Here is a 13,761-nt window from a genome sequence, read left to right as displayed (position 1 = left end):
GCGGGGAAGGCCGGGCTCCTGTTCATGGCCGCCAACTCCCTTTCTCCGACGGCGACTTCAGACGGCCCACCCTGGCGAGCGGCCCAGGGCGGTCAGGATTCGGTCGAGGGGGCCGGCGTCGTCGCGCGGTACGAGTCCCGGGCGGAAGGCCGCGCCCGGTTCGAGTCGGCGATCTCCGTCGGGTACGGCCAGGGCGATCGGCAGTGCTGCTTCGAGGAGCCCGGGTGGCGGCGCGTAGGGAAGGCCCAGCGCACGGGCGACGTCCCAGCCGTGCACGACGTAGTCGATGAAGTGGAACCCGATGGCCCGCCCGGCGGGGAACGCCGCTCCGGCACCGAACTCGGGCAGGTCGAACCCGCGCTCCGCCGAATCGACGGCAGCGAAGGCGTCCACGACGAGGTCGCAGGCCGCGGCGTAGTCCTTGACAGCCTCGGGCCCGGCGGGCACGACGCGCCAGGGTTCCGCTTCGCCGCCCCGGCCGGCCGCGGCCGCCGCGAATCCCCGGTGCTGGGCGGTCATATGGGCGAGCAGATCGGCGAGCGTCCATGCGGAGCAGGGAGTAGGTCTGCCGAGATCACGGGGCTTCACCGTGGCGACGAGCTCGGCGCCGTACCGCACGGCCCGGGCGTCGAAGTCCCTGATGCGATTCAAATCAATAGGCATACGCCTACGGTCTGCCTCGGCGTACGATCTGTCAACGTGTATTTTTCTGGCCATGACCGAGAGCGGAAGCGCAACGGAGCGCGGCGCACGGCCCGCGCGCAAGGACCTGGCGGCGATGGTCGTACCGCTCGGCCGCGCCCTGGTGGCCGCCGAGCTTCCTGTTCTGGAGTCCCACGGCCTGGCCATGTGGGCCTACTCCGTGCTGCTTCACCTGGAGGACGGGCCCGTGCGCACCCAGTTGGCGCTGGCGCAGTCCATCGGCGCCGACAAGACGCGCATCATCGGCGTGCTCGACGATCTGGAACAGCGCGGCTTGATCGCCCGCCGCCCCGACCCCGCAGATCGCCGGGTCCGCCTGCTGTCCCTGACACCCGAGGGGCGACGGCTGCGCGACGCCGTCCAGTTGGCCATCCAGGCTCGCGAGGAACACCTCCTGGCCCGTCTCCCGGCGGCGGACCGCCGGGGTTTCCTCAACGCCCTGCGCCTGCTGTCGACGCTGCCGCCCGAGGAAATCTCCGGGCACTGAGGCTGTTGAGGCTGCCTCGCAGAGGTTCGTGGAGGAGTCAGGTTGCCGCCTTTTCGCGTGAAATGCCCTCGTACGTCCGGCGGAACGGACCGGCAGAGCGGGCCGGCCGAAGGGGCTGGCGGAGCGGGCCGGCGGGTTCGTGCCGCTGGGCCTACGAGGGCATCCCGTGTCCATCGCTCTTCAACGGGCTCGGAGGCGTGAGGAAACCTGTGCGTGGTCGCGTGTCCGTGCAGGCGCTACGCGTCTTGGTGTGCCGGAGCGGCCGGCTTACGCCGGGGAACCGCGAGCTCGGGCAGCGCATGGAAGAGCAGACGGCTCAGCGCGGGCATGGCGATCAGGGGTGTCAGGGCGGTGCGCAGCGAGGTGGCATCGGCGAGGCGTCCCAGCAGGGGCTGATCAGGCCGCCGACGCCGACGGTGAGGCCGAGCCGCCGCCCGCCCCAACCGCGCTTCGCGCCGACCCCCGTAGCCTGGGCGCATGCCCGAACTCCAGCTTCTCCGCCTCGACCACGCACCGGCCCTCTTGAGATTCGAGCGGGAGAACCGGGCGTATTTCGCCGCCTCGATCCCCGACCGGGGTGACGACTACTTCGCCCATTTCGACGCCCGTCTCGGCGCGCTGCTGGCCGAGCAGGAAACGGGCACATGCTTCTTCCATCTGGTGGTGGACGCCGACGGCGAGATACTGGGGCGGGTCAACTTGGTTGACGCGGAAGGCGGTTCGGCGGAGCTCGGCTATCGGGTCGCCGAGCGGGCCACCGGCCAAGGGCTCGCCACGGCATCCGTGCGGCAGGCCTGCGCGCTCGCGTCGACGGCGTACGGATTGACCGAGGTGCACGCCCGCGTGACCCTGGACAACGCCGGCTCCCGCGCCGTCCTCGCCCGCACCGGGTTCACCCCGGTGGGCGGGATCCAGCTGAACGGCCGCCCGGGGCTCCGGCTCATACGCCAGGTGTGACGCGGCCCGGCCGACCGGCCTGCGCCGAAGCCCCCGTGGATCGCGTCCTGTGGATCCGGGAGCGCTGGACGCGGGGCTCCCGACCCGGATCGCCCGGATCACACGCGGGACCATGATCCGGCGGGCCTTCGACGGCTGCCGAATGCTGCCCCGCCCGCATGGGAACGGATCGGCCTCCATCACTGTCTAGACTCCTGAGCACCCGCGAGCGGTGCCGTCCGGGACGGCCCGGATGATCTTCTGGCAGAGAGTTTTGTCGACCCATGGGTCTCACGAGTAACAGGGTGCTGGTACTGACCGTACTGTGCGCCGTGGTGATGTTCGCCGTCACCATCTGGCTGTGGCCGCGTCTGGCACGTCAGAACTGGAAGACGTTCCTTGGCCGACTCGGCCTGCTGGTGGCGACACAGGTGCTGGTGTTCGCGGCGGTGGGGCTCGCGACCAACAACTCGTTCTTGTTCTTCGGCTCGTGGACGGACCTGTTCGGGCAGGAGCAGGGAGTGGGCGTGGTCGTCGACCACTCGGCCCACCTCGGTTCGGGTATCCAGGAGCTGCTGCCGGCGGTGGGCGCGGCACACTGAGGTCCCGCCGCCGTGCCGGTTAGCGTGAAGTCGCTTTCCTGGCACAGCAGTTGACTGTTCCCCGGCCGGAGGCTCCGGGCGGCTCGCAGTGTCGAGCCGCCCGGAGCGCCGAGGCCGGGGTTCGTGGTTTCTCAGCGCCGGCGCCGACCGCCGACGACACGGGCGAACACGTTGCGTCCCGTGGACTGGACCGTTGGGCTGGGCTCAGCCGCCGCGTCGGGCGTCTCCGGCGGGGCGGAGTGCGGCGGCTGCGGCGGGGTCGGGTGCAGCGGCTGCGGCGGAGTCGGCGCCTGGGCGTTCTTGCCGCCGATCCGGATCAGCGGTGCACCCGCCACCTCTTCCACCCCGTGCCACAGGTCCGTACGCGACGTCAGCCAGTCCAGCAGTTCGGCCCGCACCGGCTCCGCGTCGCCCCATGTGCCGTACGCCTTGGTGGCGGTGATGCAGATGAGCTTCAACTCTTTGGTCGCCACCGCGCCCCAGACCGCCGCCGCGACGCCGGGACAGTGTTCGGCCCGGAAGTCGTCGAGGGCCACGATCGCGTCGGTGGCGGCCAGCGTCCTGGCCGCCTCGATGTCCCCGTACACGTGCTCGTACAGGTGCGAGGCATCGACATGGATGAAGCGGCAGCTGCCCGCTTTCAGGCGGCCGCCGATGACCGAGGTCGGCGCCTGCACAATGGTGGGCAGCCTTTCGTGGAAGGCGAGGTAGTTCGTCTCGAAGGCGCGACGGGTCAGTGTGGCGTACGACCTGTTCATTTCCGCGCTGTTGGGGTCGTCCGGCGCCGGTGAGTCGAACAGATCGCAGACCGTGAATTCCTCACCCGGCCGCACATGACCGCCAATGAAGATCGCGCTCTTGCCAAGATATGCGCCGAGTTCGAGCAAGTCACCGCGCTGGTGGGAAACTTGGGCCTGACGGGTCAGGAACCAGTCGAAGAGCAGTTGATCGGCCGGCCAGAACCAGCCTTTGACGTCGGAGAAGTTGGCCGGGGACGCGGTGGGCGATTGCGTCGTCGTGGGTGACATGGCCCGGTCCTATCCCCGCCGGATGGCCAGGACATGGCCGATGGGCGAGCGCGAGGCATCCCGCCGCGGAAGCGCTGCGGTTCTTCACCACCAGCACACGTACAACTACTCTTCGTCACGGCGACATGGGGCGAAAAGGAAATTTGACTTCCAACTACTCATAAAGGGCAGATAAGAGCACAATGGGAGGGCGACACCGTGTCGCAGCGCGGCCAGACGTGCAGACTTTTTAGAAGGAGGCGAGTCGCATGGCCGACGTCTCACACCGCCCTGGTGATATCTCGGGGCACCCCGACGCATCGGAAATGCGGGACCGCTACGCACGGGTGATGGAAACCCGTGGTGTCGCGGCCGTCGAGGAACTCGTGATCCTCGCCGGAATCTACGCCGCGATCTCTGGCTGGACGGTCCACTTCTCGGCCGCCAAGCCGACCCTCGCCATCAGCAACCTGATCGTCGGCATAGCCCTCGCCGTTCTGGGTCTTTGCATGTCGATGGTCCCGGAGAGGTCTCACGACCTGAACTTCGTGGTCCTGCTCCTCGGCGCGTGGATGATCATCTCTCCCTGGGTCGTCGCACGCAGCGCCGGCACCGGAGCCATCCTCAGCAACGTCATCACGGGCGCATGTGTGTGCCTGTTCGCACTGGTCGCGGGAGGCATGCTGATGACCAGGTCCCGAAAGACCTGACGTCCGACGTCGGACCCCCGACCCCATGAAGCCCCTCGGCGTTCGTACGCAGGCTCATGGAGCGCCGGGGCACGGCGGCCCCCGCACACGGCTCGCACGGCGCCCGCGCCTCAACACTGGACCGATATCCGGGAGTTGACGCAGGCGCCGTCGGCCTGTGGGCCTGTCGGCCCAGGCCAGGCCAGGCCAGGCCAGGTCAGGTCAGGTCAGTCAGCCCACCCGGCGCAGCCATCTGCGCTCACCGTCCTGCCACTCATCGGTGGGCGTGAGCCCGCAGGTCGCGGCGACCCCCGCGGACGCGTGATGCTCCGGGTGGATGTGGGCCACCAGCTCCTCCACCGGTTGCCCGCCGAGCCATGTGACGAGTCCTCGCGCCGCTTCGCCGGCGATCCCCCGGTGCTGCCAAGGGGTACCCACCACCCACGCGATCTCGGCGCGGGCCCCCAGGGCGCAGGGCCCGATCGTGGCCTGGACCGTCCCGGTCAGGCATCCCTCGTCCCGCAGAAGGATCACCCAGTTCAGCCAGCTCACCGCCGGATCCGGCGACCCCGTACTCAGGCGCTCGTACCGGGCACGGAGATCCCGCGCCGTGTCCGGGGCTCCGCCGGTGAAGGCGTGCAGCGCGGGGTCCGACAGCACGGCGGCCATCTCGTCGGCATGATCGACGCGCAGCGGTACGAGGTCGAGCCGCGCGGTCTCGATGCGCTGGGCCGTGACGGTCACTTGGTGATCCCTTCGGTCGGCGCCCCGCCTCCTTGGGGTGGCACGTCGCACGATCGTGACATCGAAGCGGCCGCCATCGGCGAACCGGGCCGCCACCGCGAAGAGGTCGACACCGGCAGGGCGCTGGTCATGCCGTCCTCCCCCGGCACGGGATCGCTGGCAGTCCCGCGCCTCGCCCGAGGGGCGTGCGGGCCCGCCGTTCTCATCGCGGCACTTTCGGCTCCCGCCAGAGCCTGTGAGCGCTATCACATCTCCGCCGGGCCGCACGGGAGTAACCTGGCGTCATGCCTCCGCTCGTTCGACGCCGCCACGTGGACTTCGTCCGCGTCACGAGCATGGCCTGTCGCGCTCACCGCTGACCCAGGCCCCCCTTCACACCTCCCCGTGCCACTGCGGCGCCCGCCTCATCCCGGCGGAGCCGCGACCGCGCCCACCCGCGCCGGCCGGGACATATCCCAGCGGATGGCTCCCATGTCGTACCCGACGTCCACGCAGCTCCCCGTCATCGACCTCTCCGCCGCCGATCGCGGCCCCCAGGCCCGCCGACTGCTGCACGCCCAACTCCACGACGCCGCGCACGGCGTCGGCTTCTTCCAGCTCGTAGGGCACGGCGTCACGGACGCCGAGACGGCCGCGCTCAACGACACCATGCGGGCGTTCTTCCGGCTGCCGGAGGCGGACCGGCTCGCCATCGACAACGTCAACTCGCCCCACTTCCGCGGCTACACGCGCATCGGCGACGAACGCACCGGCGGTTCGCGCGACTGGCGCGACCAGCTCGACATCGGAGCCGAGCGCCCCGCGCGCAGGCCCGGCCCTGGCGACCCCGCGTACTGGTGGCTCCAGGGCCCCAACCAGTGGCCCGGCGCGCTGCCCGCGCTGCGTACCGCGGCGCTCACCTGGATCGACCGGCTGAGCGCGGTCGCCGAGAAGCTGCTGCACGAACTGCTCGCCGCGATCGGCGCACCTGAGGACTTCTACGACGACGTCTTCGGGGACCGCGCCCACCTCCACCTCAAGCTGGTGCGCTACCCCGGAAGCGCGGGGGACGGCAGCGCCCAGGGCGTGGGCGCCCACAAGGACTACGGCTTCCTCACCCTGCTCCACCAGGACACCGTCGGAGGACTTGAGGTACAGCGCGAGGACGGCCGCTTCCACGCGGTGCCGCCGATGCCTGGGGCCTTCGTCGTCAACCTGGGCGAGCTCTTGGAAGTGGCGACCAACGGCTATCTGCTGGCCACCAACCACCGCGTGGTGAGCCCGGCCGGGGCCACCGAGCGCTTCTCGGTGCCGTTCTTCTACAACCCGCGCCTGGACGCCCGCATCGAGCCGCTTCCCTTCCCGTACGCGGCCCACGCCCCCGGAGCGACGGCCGACCCGGCGAACCCGCTGTTCGCCGAGTACGGGCGCAACGAGCTCAAGGGCAAGCTCCGGGCCCACCCGCTGGTCGCCGCCCGCCACCACGCCGACCTACTCCTCACCGAGCGCCCCCTCTCGGGTGTCGCCCTGGCGTCCTGACCGCGGCCCGGCCCGACGGGGACGGTCGTCCTCTGCACCGCCGGCTCCCCGGGACGGAGGGCGTCATCACACCCGCCGGTCCACGAAGAGCTCCGACAGGGCGACGAGTTCGTCCACGCAGGGCGCCGCGAGCGGCACCGTCCGCAGCTGATCGCGTGCGGCCGCCACCCGGCTGCGCGCGTCCCGCAGAGCGTACGCGCGGCCGCCTGCGCGCTCGATGAGGTCGGCGGCCTGCCGCAGGCGGGCGTCGTCGGGCGGGGTGTCCGCGCCGATGAGCTGATCGAGACGGGGCCCCAGGGACGGGTCCATGGCCAGCGCCCCGAGGACCGGCAGCGTCTTCTTCGCACGCCGCAGATCGCTGTGGACCGGCTTCCCGGTCACCGCGGGATCGCCCCAGATCCCCAGGACGTCGTCGACCGCCTGGAACGCGAGACCCCACTCCCGTCCGGCCTGCGCGAGTGCGTACGTGAGCCGGCGCGGAGCGCCCGCGAGCACGGGGCCGATGGCTGCGGCGCAGCCGAGCAGAGCGCCCGTCTTACGGTCCGCCATGGCCCGGTACTCGGCGATGCCCACGGCCTGCGGGCCGGTCCAGGGCCGGGATTCGAAGAGCTCGTCGTCGGCTTGGCCGTGCACCAACTCCCCCAGCATGACGGTGAGATGACGGACGGCTTCGCCGCCGCGGTCTCCGCCGACCTCGGCCAGCGTACGGACCCCGAGGGCGAACAGAGCGTCCCCCGCGAGAAGCGCGGGGCCCGTCCCAAAGGCCTTCCATGCGCTGTCGCGATGACGCCTGCTGCCGTCACCGTCCATGATGTCGTCGTGCATCAGGGAGAAGGTGTGGATCAGCTCGATCGCCACGGCCCCCGGCACCGCGACGTCCGCGGGAGCGCCCACCGCCTCCGCCCCGAGGACGACGAGCGCCGGGCGGACGCCCTTGCCCCCGCCGCGGGCACTGGGCGTACCGTCCGTCTCGCACCAGCCGAACGCGTGCGACGCTATCCGCCGCGGGCCCGGGTGCAGCCCCCGTACGGCCTTGCGCAGAGCGGGCTCGACCAGGCTCCGGCACCGGTCGAGGGTGGCGGCGGCCGGCTGAACGGCGGGGCGGGGCGCGTCCGCCTCCGTCGGCCGCTCACCCTCAGGGAGCTGCCCGGCGCCCCGGGAAGTACGCGGACGGCGAGCCGCCTCCGTGGGCACGATCTCGGACGCGGTGGCATGCAGACCGGGATGGCTGGGCATGGGTTCTGCTCCTGACGTGGGCGGTGCGTAGCGGGCCCGGAACTTCACGGGAGCGGCGCTCAGCGGGCGGGGACGGGGGTGGGGGCAACGCTTGCGCGAGCGTCGGCGGCGGCGGCGGCGGCGGGGGCAGCGGCGTCGTCCGGGACGTGTACGTCAACGCCAGCGTCATCGGCGTCGGCGTCGGCGTCGGCGTCAGCGACAGCTGCCCCATGTGCTTCGGCGCCGGCTCCCCCGTGCGCTTCGGCGTCCGCCTCGGGCGCATGTGCGGCGGCGTCCGGAGCGGGTGCGTCCGCGTCCCGAGCACGTACGTCGGCGCTCGGGTCGGTGCGGGCCGGGATGCCCAGGTCGGTGCGCGCCTTGGCGATCATGTCGCCGCCGCGCAGCAACCCGATGTCGCCGAACGCGCGCTCCAGCTCGTCCAGATCGGCGGCGGTCCGCTCCGCCGCACGTCCCTGGCGGGCCTGCGCCTTCACCAGCCCCAGCCGGGCCAGCGCCTCGCCGCGCGGCTCGCCCATCGCCCGGAACTCGGCCAGCGCCCCGCTGTACCACTCCTCCGCCTCGGCGTAACGCCCCGCGCGGAACAGCACGTTGCCCCGCATCTTGTGGTTGTACGCGAGCGCGCTGACCAGCTGGATCGCGCGGCACAGCGCCTCCGCCTCGGTCAGCAGCGCCAGTGCGCGCCCGGTGTCGCCCTGGGCCGACAGCACATCGGCGATCCCGCGCAGCGCCCAGGCGCGGCCCCGGTCGTCCCCGGCGTCCCCGGCTATCTGTGCCGCCTCCTCGAACAGGGCGAGCGCGCTGTCGAAGGCGCCGGTGTTGCGGTGCATCTGCGCGATGCCTTCGAGCGCCCACACCGTGTGCCGGGCCTCACCGCGCCGGCGGGCCTCGGCGAGCAGCTTCTCGTGGAGCCTGCCGACGGCCTCGTAGTCGCCCTGGATGCGCCCGGTCTCGGCGAGGCCCGCCAGGGAGTAGCCGCGCGCCACGATGTCGCCGCCCTGCTCGGCGAGTTCGGCGGCGGTGGCAAGCCAACGCCTGGCCAGTGCGAGGGCCCCGCGCTGGCGGGCCAGGGTGCCACCGCTCCACACCGCCCAGGCCATCGCGCCCCGGTCGCCCGCGCTACGGGCCGCGCGGTAGCTGTCCTTCCACGCCTGCTCGGCCTGCTCGACACGGCCCAGGCGCCTGCTCGCCTCGGCGACGGCGAGCCCGGCATGCGCCAACTCCACCGCATTGCCGCCGGCTTCCGCGCGCCGCTGTTCCTCGACGGCCCTGTCCAGCACCTCTTCCAGCGAGGTGTTGACCGAGAGCTCCCCCAACGTTCCCCGGTATTCCGGGGCGAACGCCTTGCCGTACATGGTTGCCTCGCTTCGGATCGTGGCGCGGAGCGCGGCGCTCCGGCCTTGATCAACAAGCTACGAGACAACCGGGTGGCGAGGAGTCAGCCTCAGAGCCCGTGTGCTGTCCATCGGAAGTCTGACGCCGGGCGGAAGCGTCAGACCCAAGCGCTACGCGGCGATCGTGGCGAGCAGTCGCCGGCCGCGTACGTCCGCCCCTGGGCCCGGGTCCTCGACGACGCCGGTGATCGACGGTGGGCCCTCCGGGCGCGGGGCGGCCATGCCCCGGCCCGTCATCCGGCCGCCGGGCCGCCCGGCCGAGCGGGTGGGGCCGGTGCCGGATGCCGGATGCCCGGGGTGCTTTCGTGGGGCGGCCGTGCTCGTTCAGGCGGCCCCCGCCCCCACCCGCAGGTCGGCGCGAGGCCGGGTGTAGAGGCGGCCTCGGACCTCGCCGCGGGCCAACCGGTCCATCGCCGCCGGGAGTTCGGCGAACGGCACCTCCTGCACGGCCGGCTTCAGCGCTCCGCGCGCGATGAGGTCGTACACCTCGGCCAGTTCTTCCTTGCTCGCGCCGAGGGAACCGATCAGCCGGACGTTGCGCATCACCAGGGAGGCGACGGGTATCGGGGCGACGGCGGCGCCGAGGCCGACGAGCACCACGCAGCCGCCCGGGCGCACACTTTCCACGGCGGCCGCGGTGGTCGAGGCGAGGCCCACGAAGTCGACGATGACATCGGGCCGGTGGGCCGCGAGCTGACGGGCGTCCTGGAAGCACGCGGCGGCTCCGGCCTGCGCCGCCGGGCCGTAAACGGCCGGGTTGACATCCACCCCGTACACCGTCGCTCCGAGGAGCCCGGCGATCCGTACGCCGTTCAGGCCGAGGCCTCCGAGGCCGATGACGCCGACCGTGCCGCCCTGCCGCACCGCGCCCGCGGTCCGCACCGCGTGATAGGCGGTGGCCACCGAGTCCGTCGCCACCGCGGCCTCGGCGAACGTCACCTCGTCGGGAATGCGCACCAGCGTGGAGACATGGGCCAGTTCCTGCTCGGCGAACGCGCCGTCGTGCCCCACCCCGGGCGCGAAGCGGGCCGCTTCGACCGGGTGGGTGACCAGGGCGATGCCGACCCGGTCGCCCACCGCGAAGTCCTCCACGCCCTCCCCGACCGAGGAGATCACCCCGGCGCCCTCGTGGCCGAGGGTGACCGGCGACTTGACCGTGAGGTCGCCCAGGTCCATGCCGCTCATGATGTGCAGGTCCGAGTGGCACAGGCCGGCCGCCTCGATGTCGACCACCACCCAGCCCGGCCCGGGCTCCGGGTCCGGAACCGTCTCCAGGTTGAGCGGCCGTCCCGCGCCTGCGAACCGTATGGCCTTCATCCGTGCATCCCCACCTTTGACACCGTGTCGTACAGGTGTTCCCTGTTCTGGTGGTTGAATTCCCAAGCTCCGGACGCTTTATGCACGTGAATCGGCCCAGCGGACGCGCTCGCCCCTCACAGTTCGGGACCGTGGACCTCCAGCTCGTAGACGCGTGCCGCGTCGCTCCCGCCGCCGCCGGTGTTGGCGGGTCTTGAGACGACCAGGCGTACATAGCGGGCCGAACGGGCCGCCACCGGATGGTAGGTCCGGCTGGCGCGCGAGCCCGTGACGGTGACAGCCGTGGTCCACCCCGCGCCGTCGGTGCTGGTCTGGATCTGGAAGGCGCCGGTGTTCCAGCCCGTGTTCTCGCCGCCGAGACCGGCATGCTCGACCACGAACGAGGACACGCTCCGGACGGATCCGAGATCGACCTGGAGCGAGGGGTTCGCCTCGGCCGAGCACCACTTGCTGTTGTTCGCGAGGGAGCCGTCCACCGCCTTGCCGGCCGATTCCGCCGCGGCGCACGGCGTCGATCCCGTCACCGGCCTGCCCAGAGCGAGGTCCGTGCCCAGCTCGGGGGCCGTGGGCACCGGGGCGGCGCCGTCCTGGAAGGACGGGGGCACATCGGAGGCGGCGGTGCCCCAGGTGGCGCCGGGCGCGCTACCCATCGTGTAGGTGAGGGTCGCGCCGCCGGCGACGTCCGGGTACCGCAGGTAACTGTGGCTGTGGGCGTGCCGTTGACGGCGAGCGCCTGCACGTAGGGTCCGCTGCCGGAGCTGTTGATGCTGATGTTCCCGGCCGCCCGCTGGATCAGGATGGACGGGAACTGCGGGCCGTGCAGGGCGAGCGTGTCGGCGCCGGGGGTGGCGGGATACATGCCGAGCGCCGCCCACACGTACCACGCCGACGTGGCGCCGAGGTCGTCGTTGCCGGGCAGCCCTCCGGCGCCCGTGGTGAAGGACTCGGCCATGACCTTGCGTACCGCGTCGGTGGCTCCGGCGGGGTGGCGCGCGTAGTCGTAGGCCCATGGCACGCCGTGCTCGGGCTCGTTGCCTATGTAGTAATAGGGCCTGCTCTGCCCGGCGTTGACCTCGGTGAAGTGGTGGTCGAGCCGCTGTACGGCGGTCTCCGCTCCGCCCATGGAGTTGATCAGGCCGGCGAAGTCGTAGGGGACCATCCAGGTGTACTGGGAGGCGTTGCCCTCCGTGAAGGTGTCCTGGCTCGCCGGGTCGAGCGGCCAGGTCCAGGAGCCGTCGCTCCTGTGCTGCTGCACATAGGAGGACTCGGCGTTGAAGGTGTTGCGCCACCACTGGGCGCGCCCCATGTGGGTGCCGTAGCTCGATGTGTTGCCGAGTGCCTTCGCGAACTGGGCGACCGCGAAGTCGGACGCCGAGTATTCGAGGGAGTCGGAGGGGTCGTCGAGGTAGTGCAGGCTGGTGTACGTGGACTGGCGCCCGCGGATCGGGCTGCCTTGCGTGGTGCCGCCGTTGGACGCCTTCTCCATGAGGGACAGTGCCGCAGCGGTGTCGAAGTCGCGGGCTCCGAACGCGTACATGCTGGCGACGATGATCGGGCCGGGGTCGCCCGTCATGACGAAGTCCTCGTTGGTCTGCTGCGACCACTTGGGCAGGAGTCCGCCCTGCTGCCCGTCCAGGACCATCGACTTGGCGATGTCACTCGCCTCGGCGGGAGCCACCAGCGCGATCAGGGACGCCCAGGAGCGGTAGATGTCCCACCCCGAGTAGTTCTGGTAGACGGGTCTGGCCGATGTGTGCACGGCGTTGTCGAAGCCGCGGTAGTCGCCGTTGACGTCGCTGGAGATGTTGGGGCTCTGGAGCACGTGGTAGAGCGCGGTGTAGAACTTCTGCCGGTCGGTGGCGCTGCCGCCGTTCACCTGGAGCCGGTTGAGCATCCGGTTCCAGGAGTCGTCGGCCGCGGCCCGGACCGCGCCGAAGTCCCAGCCGTTGTTCTCGGCCGTCAGGTTGGCCTGTGCACCGGCGACACTGACATACGAGAGGCCGACCTTGAACTGGACGGTCGCGTCGCTGGTCGTGTCGAACGTGACGTAGGCGCCCGCGTTGGTGCCGGACGCGCTTGCCGAACCGGCGCTGACGGCGTCACCCGACCAGGTTCCGAACCCGGTCGGTGCCCGGTCGAAGCGCACGTCGAAATAGATCTGGTACGTCTTGGACGAGCCGCAGAACCCTCCCGCGGTGACGCTCCCGGTCAACTCGCGTCCGTTGATGTGCACCGTCCCTGCGCGGTTCCCGGTGGCGCTGCGGCCGGTGTTGATCAGCAGCCGGGACGCGGTCGAGGCGGGGTAGCTCAGCCTGCCCATGGCGGTGCGGGTGGTGGCGGACAGCTCGACGTCGGTGGCGTAGCGGTCGAGTCGGGTCTTGTAGTAGCCGGGGGCGGCGGCTTCGTTCGCCTTGGTGTAGCCCGATGCGTAGCTCGTCCAGTGGGTGCCGGGCGAGTTGGCGAGCGCGCCGGTGACCGGCAGCAGCGGCAGGTCCTCGTTGTTGGCACAGCCGGCACCGTCGAAGTGGGTGAGGCTGAAGTCCTCGACGGAGGTGTCCTTGTAGCGGTAGCCGGACGGCGAGGCGGTGGGCGTGTCGGGCCCGAACTGCACACCTCCGAAGGGCACCACGGCCCCGGGGTAGGTGCTGCCCCCTGCGCCGCCGGGCACGGGGTCGGGGGCACTGCTGTCGTCGCTGCCGATGAAGGGATCGACGTACTGGGTCAGGGCGAGCGTCCCCGCATGGGCGGGCACCGCGGCCACGGCGACGACTCCTGAGGCGGAAAGAGCGAGCGCCCCGAAGGCGCGCAGACATCTGGACCGGACGAATCCGGAGGGAGGCAGGGAGCGGAGCACGAGGGGGGACCACCTTCTCGCGAAGGACCGCTCGTCGTCCGGCGGGCGGCCTCGGGACGGGGGATGCTCGGTGGGCATGTGAACGTTACCAACCAACTCAGGATTGTTGAGGTGTCCCTGACCACGCGTCAAGGGAGAGGAGTGAATTCGGCCACCTGTTCATGAAGGTGCACCGCACTCTCCACCGTGACGGGCAAGCGCTGCTCCCTGGAAGCATTTTGACTGACCATCAGCTGCACGGGGCGGTTCATGCCCGATGCTGGGAACGTTACCAATCC

11 protein-coding genes and 2 pseudogenes are annotated in these 13,761 nt (G+C 71.3%); 5 read left to right on the top strand and 8 right to left on the bottom strand.

Features of this window, described 5'->3' with window-relative positions; translation table 11 throughout:
* Window positions 1-57: 57 nt before the first annotated feature.
* Window positions 58-663 (bottom strand): TIGR03086 family metal-binding protein, encoded by a 606-nt coding sequence (locus ACGFW5_RS28355; protein ID WP_393837136.1) that lies wholly within the window; start codon window positions 661-663, stop codon window positions 58-60.
* A 52-nt stretch (window positions 664-715) separates the two neighbouring features.
* On the opposite strand from ACGFW5_RS28355, the gene ACGFW5_RS28350 reads away from it, so the two are divergent.
* The 3 genes and pseudogenes from ACGFW5_RS28350 to ACGFW5_RS28340 all read left to right on the top strand — a co-directional run.
* Window positions 716-1,189 carry a MarR family winged helix-turn-helix transcriptional regulator gene (locus tag ACGFW5_RS28350; protein ID WP_393837135.1) on the top strand — a complete coding sequence of 158 codons (474 nt, stop codon included), beginning with the start codon at window positions 716-718 and terminating at the stop codon, window positions 1,187-1,189.
* Between the two features lie 477 nt (window positions 1,190-1,666).
* The gene (locus ACGFW5_RS28345; protein WP_393837134.1) at window positions 1,667-2,146 is read left to right on the top strand and encodes a GNAT family N-acetyltransferase; all 480 of its coding nucleotides are present in this window, start codon (window positions 1,667-1,669) and stop codon (window positions 2,144-2,146) included.
* Window positions 2,147-2,409: 263 nt separating this feature from the next.
* Window positions 2,410-2,688: pseudogene (locus ACGFW5_RS28340) on the top strand (esterase); the annotation flags it as partial.
* A 170-nt stretch (window positions 2,689-2,858) separates the two neighbouring features.
* On the opposite strand, the gene ACGFW5_RS28335 reads toward ACGFW5_RS28340, so the two are convergent.
* Window positions 2,859-3,755, bottom strand: a complete 897-nt coding sequence (locus ACGFW5_RS28335) for a class I SAM-dependent methyltransferase (RefSeq protein ID WP_393837133.1) — start codon at window positions 3,753-3,755, stop codon at window positions 2,859-2,861.
* A gap of 248 nt (window positions 3,756-4,003) precedes the next feature.
* On the opposite strand from ACGFW5_RS28335, the gene ACGFW5_RS28330 reads away from it, so the two are divergent.
* A complete protein-coding gene (locus tag ACGFW5_RS28330; protein WP_393837132.1) occupies window positions 4,004-4,444 on the top strand; it encodes an SPW repeat protein in 441 nt (146 codons plus the stop codon).
* A gap of 210 nt (window positions 4,445-4,654) precedes the next feature.
* On the opposite strand, the gene ACGFW5_RS28325 is transcribed toward ACGFW5_RS28330, so the two are convergent.
* On the bottom strand, window positions 4,655-5,167 hold the full coding sequence (locus ACGFW5_RS28325; protein WP_393837131.1) for a GNAT family N-acetyltransferase: 513 nt from the start codon (window positions 5,165-5,167) through the stop codon (window positions 4,655-4,657).
* A 462-nt stretch (window positions 5,168-5,629) separates the two neighbouring features.
* Between ACGFW5_RS28325 and ACGFW5_RS28320 the strand changes: the two genes are divergently transcribed.
* A complete protein-coding gene (locus ACGFW5_RS28320) occupies window positions 5,630-6,685 on the top strand; it encodes an isopenicillin N synthase family dioxygenase (RefSeq protein WP_393837130.1) in 1,056 nt (351 codons plus the stop codon).
* Window positions 6,686-6,751: 66 nt separating this feature from the next.
* Here ACGFW5_RS28320 and ACGFW5_RS28315 read toward each other — a convergent pair whose 3' ends face one another.
* From ACGFW5_RS28315 to ACGFW5_RS28295, 5 genes and pseudogenes are all read right to left on the bottom strand, one after another.
* Window positions 6,752-7,921: a polyprenyl synthetase family protein gene (locus ACGFW5_RS28315; RefSeq protein WP_393837129.1), complete on the bottom strand. Its 1,170-nt coding sequence runs from the start codon at window positions 7,919-7,921 to the stop codon at window positions 6,752-6,754.
* 332 nt (window positions 7,922-8,253) lie between these two features.
* Window positions 8,254-9,273 (bottom strand): annotated as a pseudogene (locus ACGFW5_RS28310) (tetratricopeptide repeat protein); the annotation flags it as partial.
* Between the two features lie 363 nt (window positions 9,274-9,636).
* Window positions 9,637-10,629, bottom strand: a complete 993-nt coding sequence (locus tag ACGFW5_RS28305; protein ID WP_393837128.1) for a zinc-binding dehydrogenase — start codon at window positions 10,627-10,629, stop codon at window positions 9,637-9,639.
* Between the two features lie 116 nt (window positions 10,630-10,745).
* A complete protein-coding gene (locus tag ACGFW5_RS28300) occupies window positions 10,746-11,201 on the bottom strand; it encodes a discoidin domain-containing protein (RefSeq protein WP_393837127.1) in 456 nt (151 codons plus the stop codon).
* Window positions 11,150-13,483, bottom strand: coding sequence for a GH92 family glycosyl hydrolase (locus ACGFW5_RS28295; RefSeq protein ID WP_393837126.1), 2,334 nt, complete (start codon window positions 13,481-13,483; stop codon window positions 11,150-11,152). The genes ACGFW5_RS28300 and ACGFW5_RS28295 overlap by 52 nt, the downstream gene beginning before the upstream one ends.
* Window positions 13,484-13,761: the final 278 nt, after the last annotated feature.

The organism is Streptomyces sp. NPDC048416 (assembly GCF_043200435.1).
Classification (GTDB): Bacteria; Actinomycetota; Actinomycetes; order Streptomycetales; family Streptomycetaceae; genus Streptomyces.
Note: the sequence above shows the minus strand (reverse complement) of the source record. Positions and strands in the feature narration are given on the sequence as shown.

What these genes read in the sequence shown, in the direction of transcription:
- ACGFW5_RS28345 (WP_393837134.1), top strand. Translation starts at nt 1,667, where the DNA reads ATGCCCGAACTCCAGCTTCTCCGCCTCGACCACGCACCGGCCCTCTTG.
- ACGFW5_RS28320 (WP_393837130.1), top strand. Translation starts at nt 5,630, where the DNA reads ATGGCTCCCATGTCGTACCCGACGTCCACGCAGCTCCCCGTCATCGAC.
- ACGFW5_RS28355 (WP_393837136.1), bottom strand. Translation starts at nt 663, where the DNA reads ATGCCTATTGATTTGAATCGCATCAGGGACTTCGACGCCCGGGCCGTG.
- ACGFW5_RS28350 (WP_393837135.1), top strand. Translation starts at nt 716, where the DNA reads ATGACCGAGAGCGGAAGCGCAACGGAGCGCGGCGCACGGCCCGCGCGC.
- ACGFW5_RS28305 (WP_393837128.1), bottom strand. Translation starts at nt 10,629, where the DNA reads ATGAAGGCCATACGGTTCGCAGGCGCGGGACGGCCGCTCAACCTGGAG.
- ACGFW5_RS28330 (WP_393837132.1), top strand. Translation starts at nt 4,004, where the DNA reads ATGGCCGACGTCTCACACCGCCCTGGTGATATCTCGGGGCACCCCGAC.
- ACGFW5_RS28335 (WP_393837133.1), bottom strand. Translation starts at nt 3,755, where the DNA reads ATGTCACCCACGACGACGCAATCGCCCACCGCGTCCCCGGCCAACTTC.
- ACGFW5_RS28315 (WP_393837129.1), bottom strand. Translation starts at nt 7,921, where the DNA reads ATGCCCAGCCATCCCGGTCTGCATGCCACCGCGTCCGAGATCGTGCCC.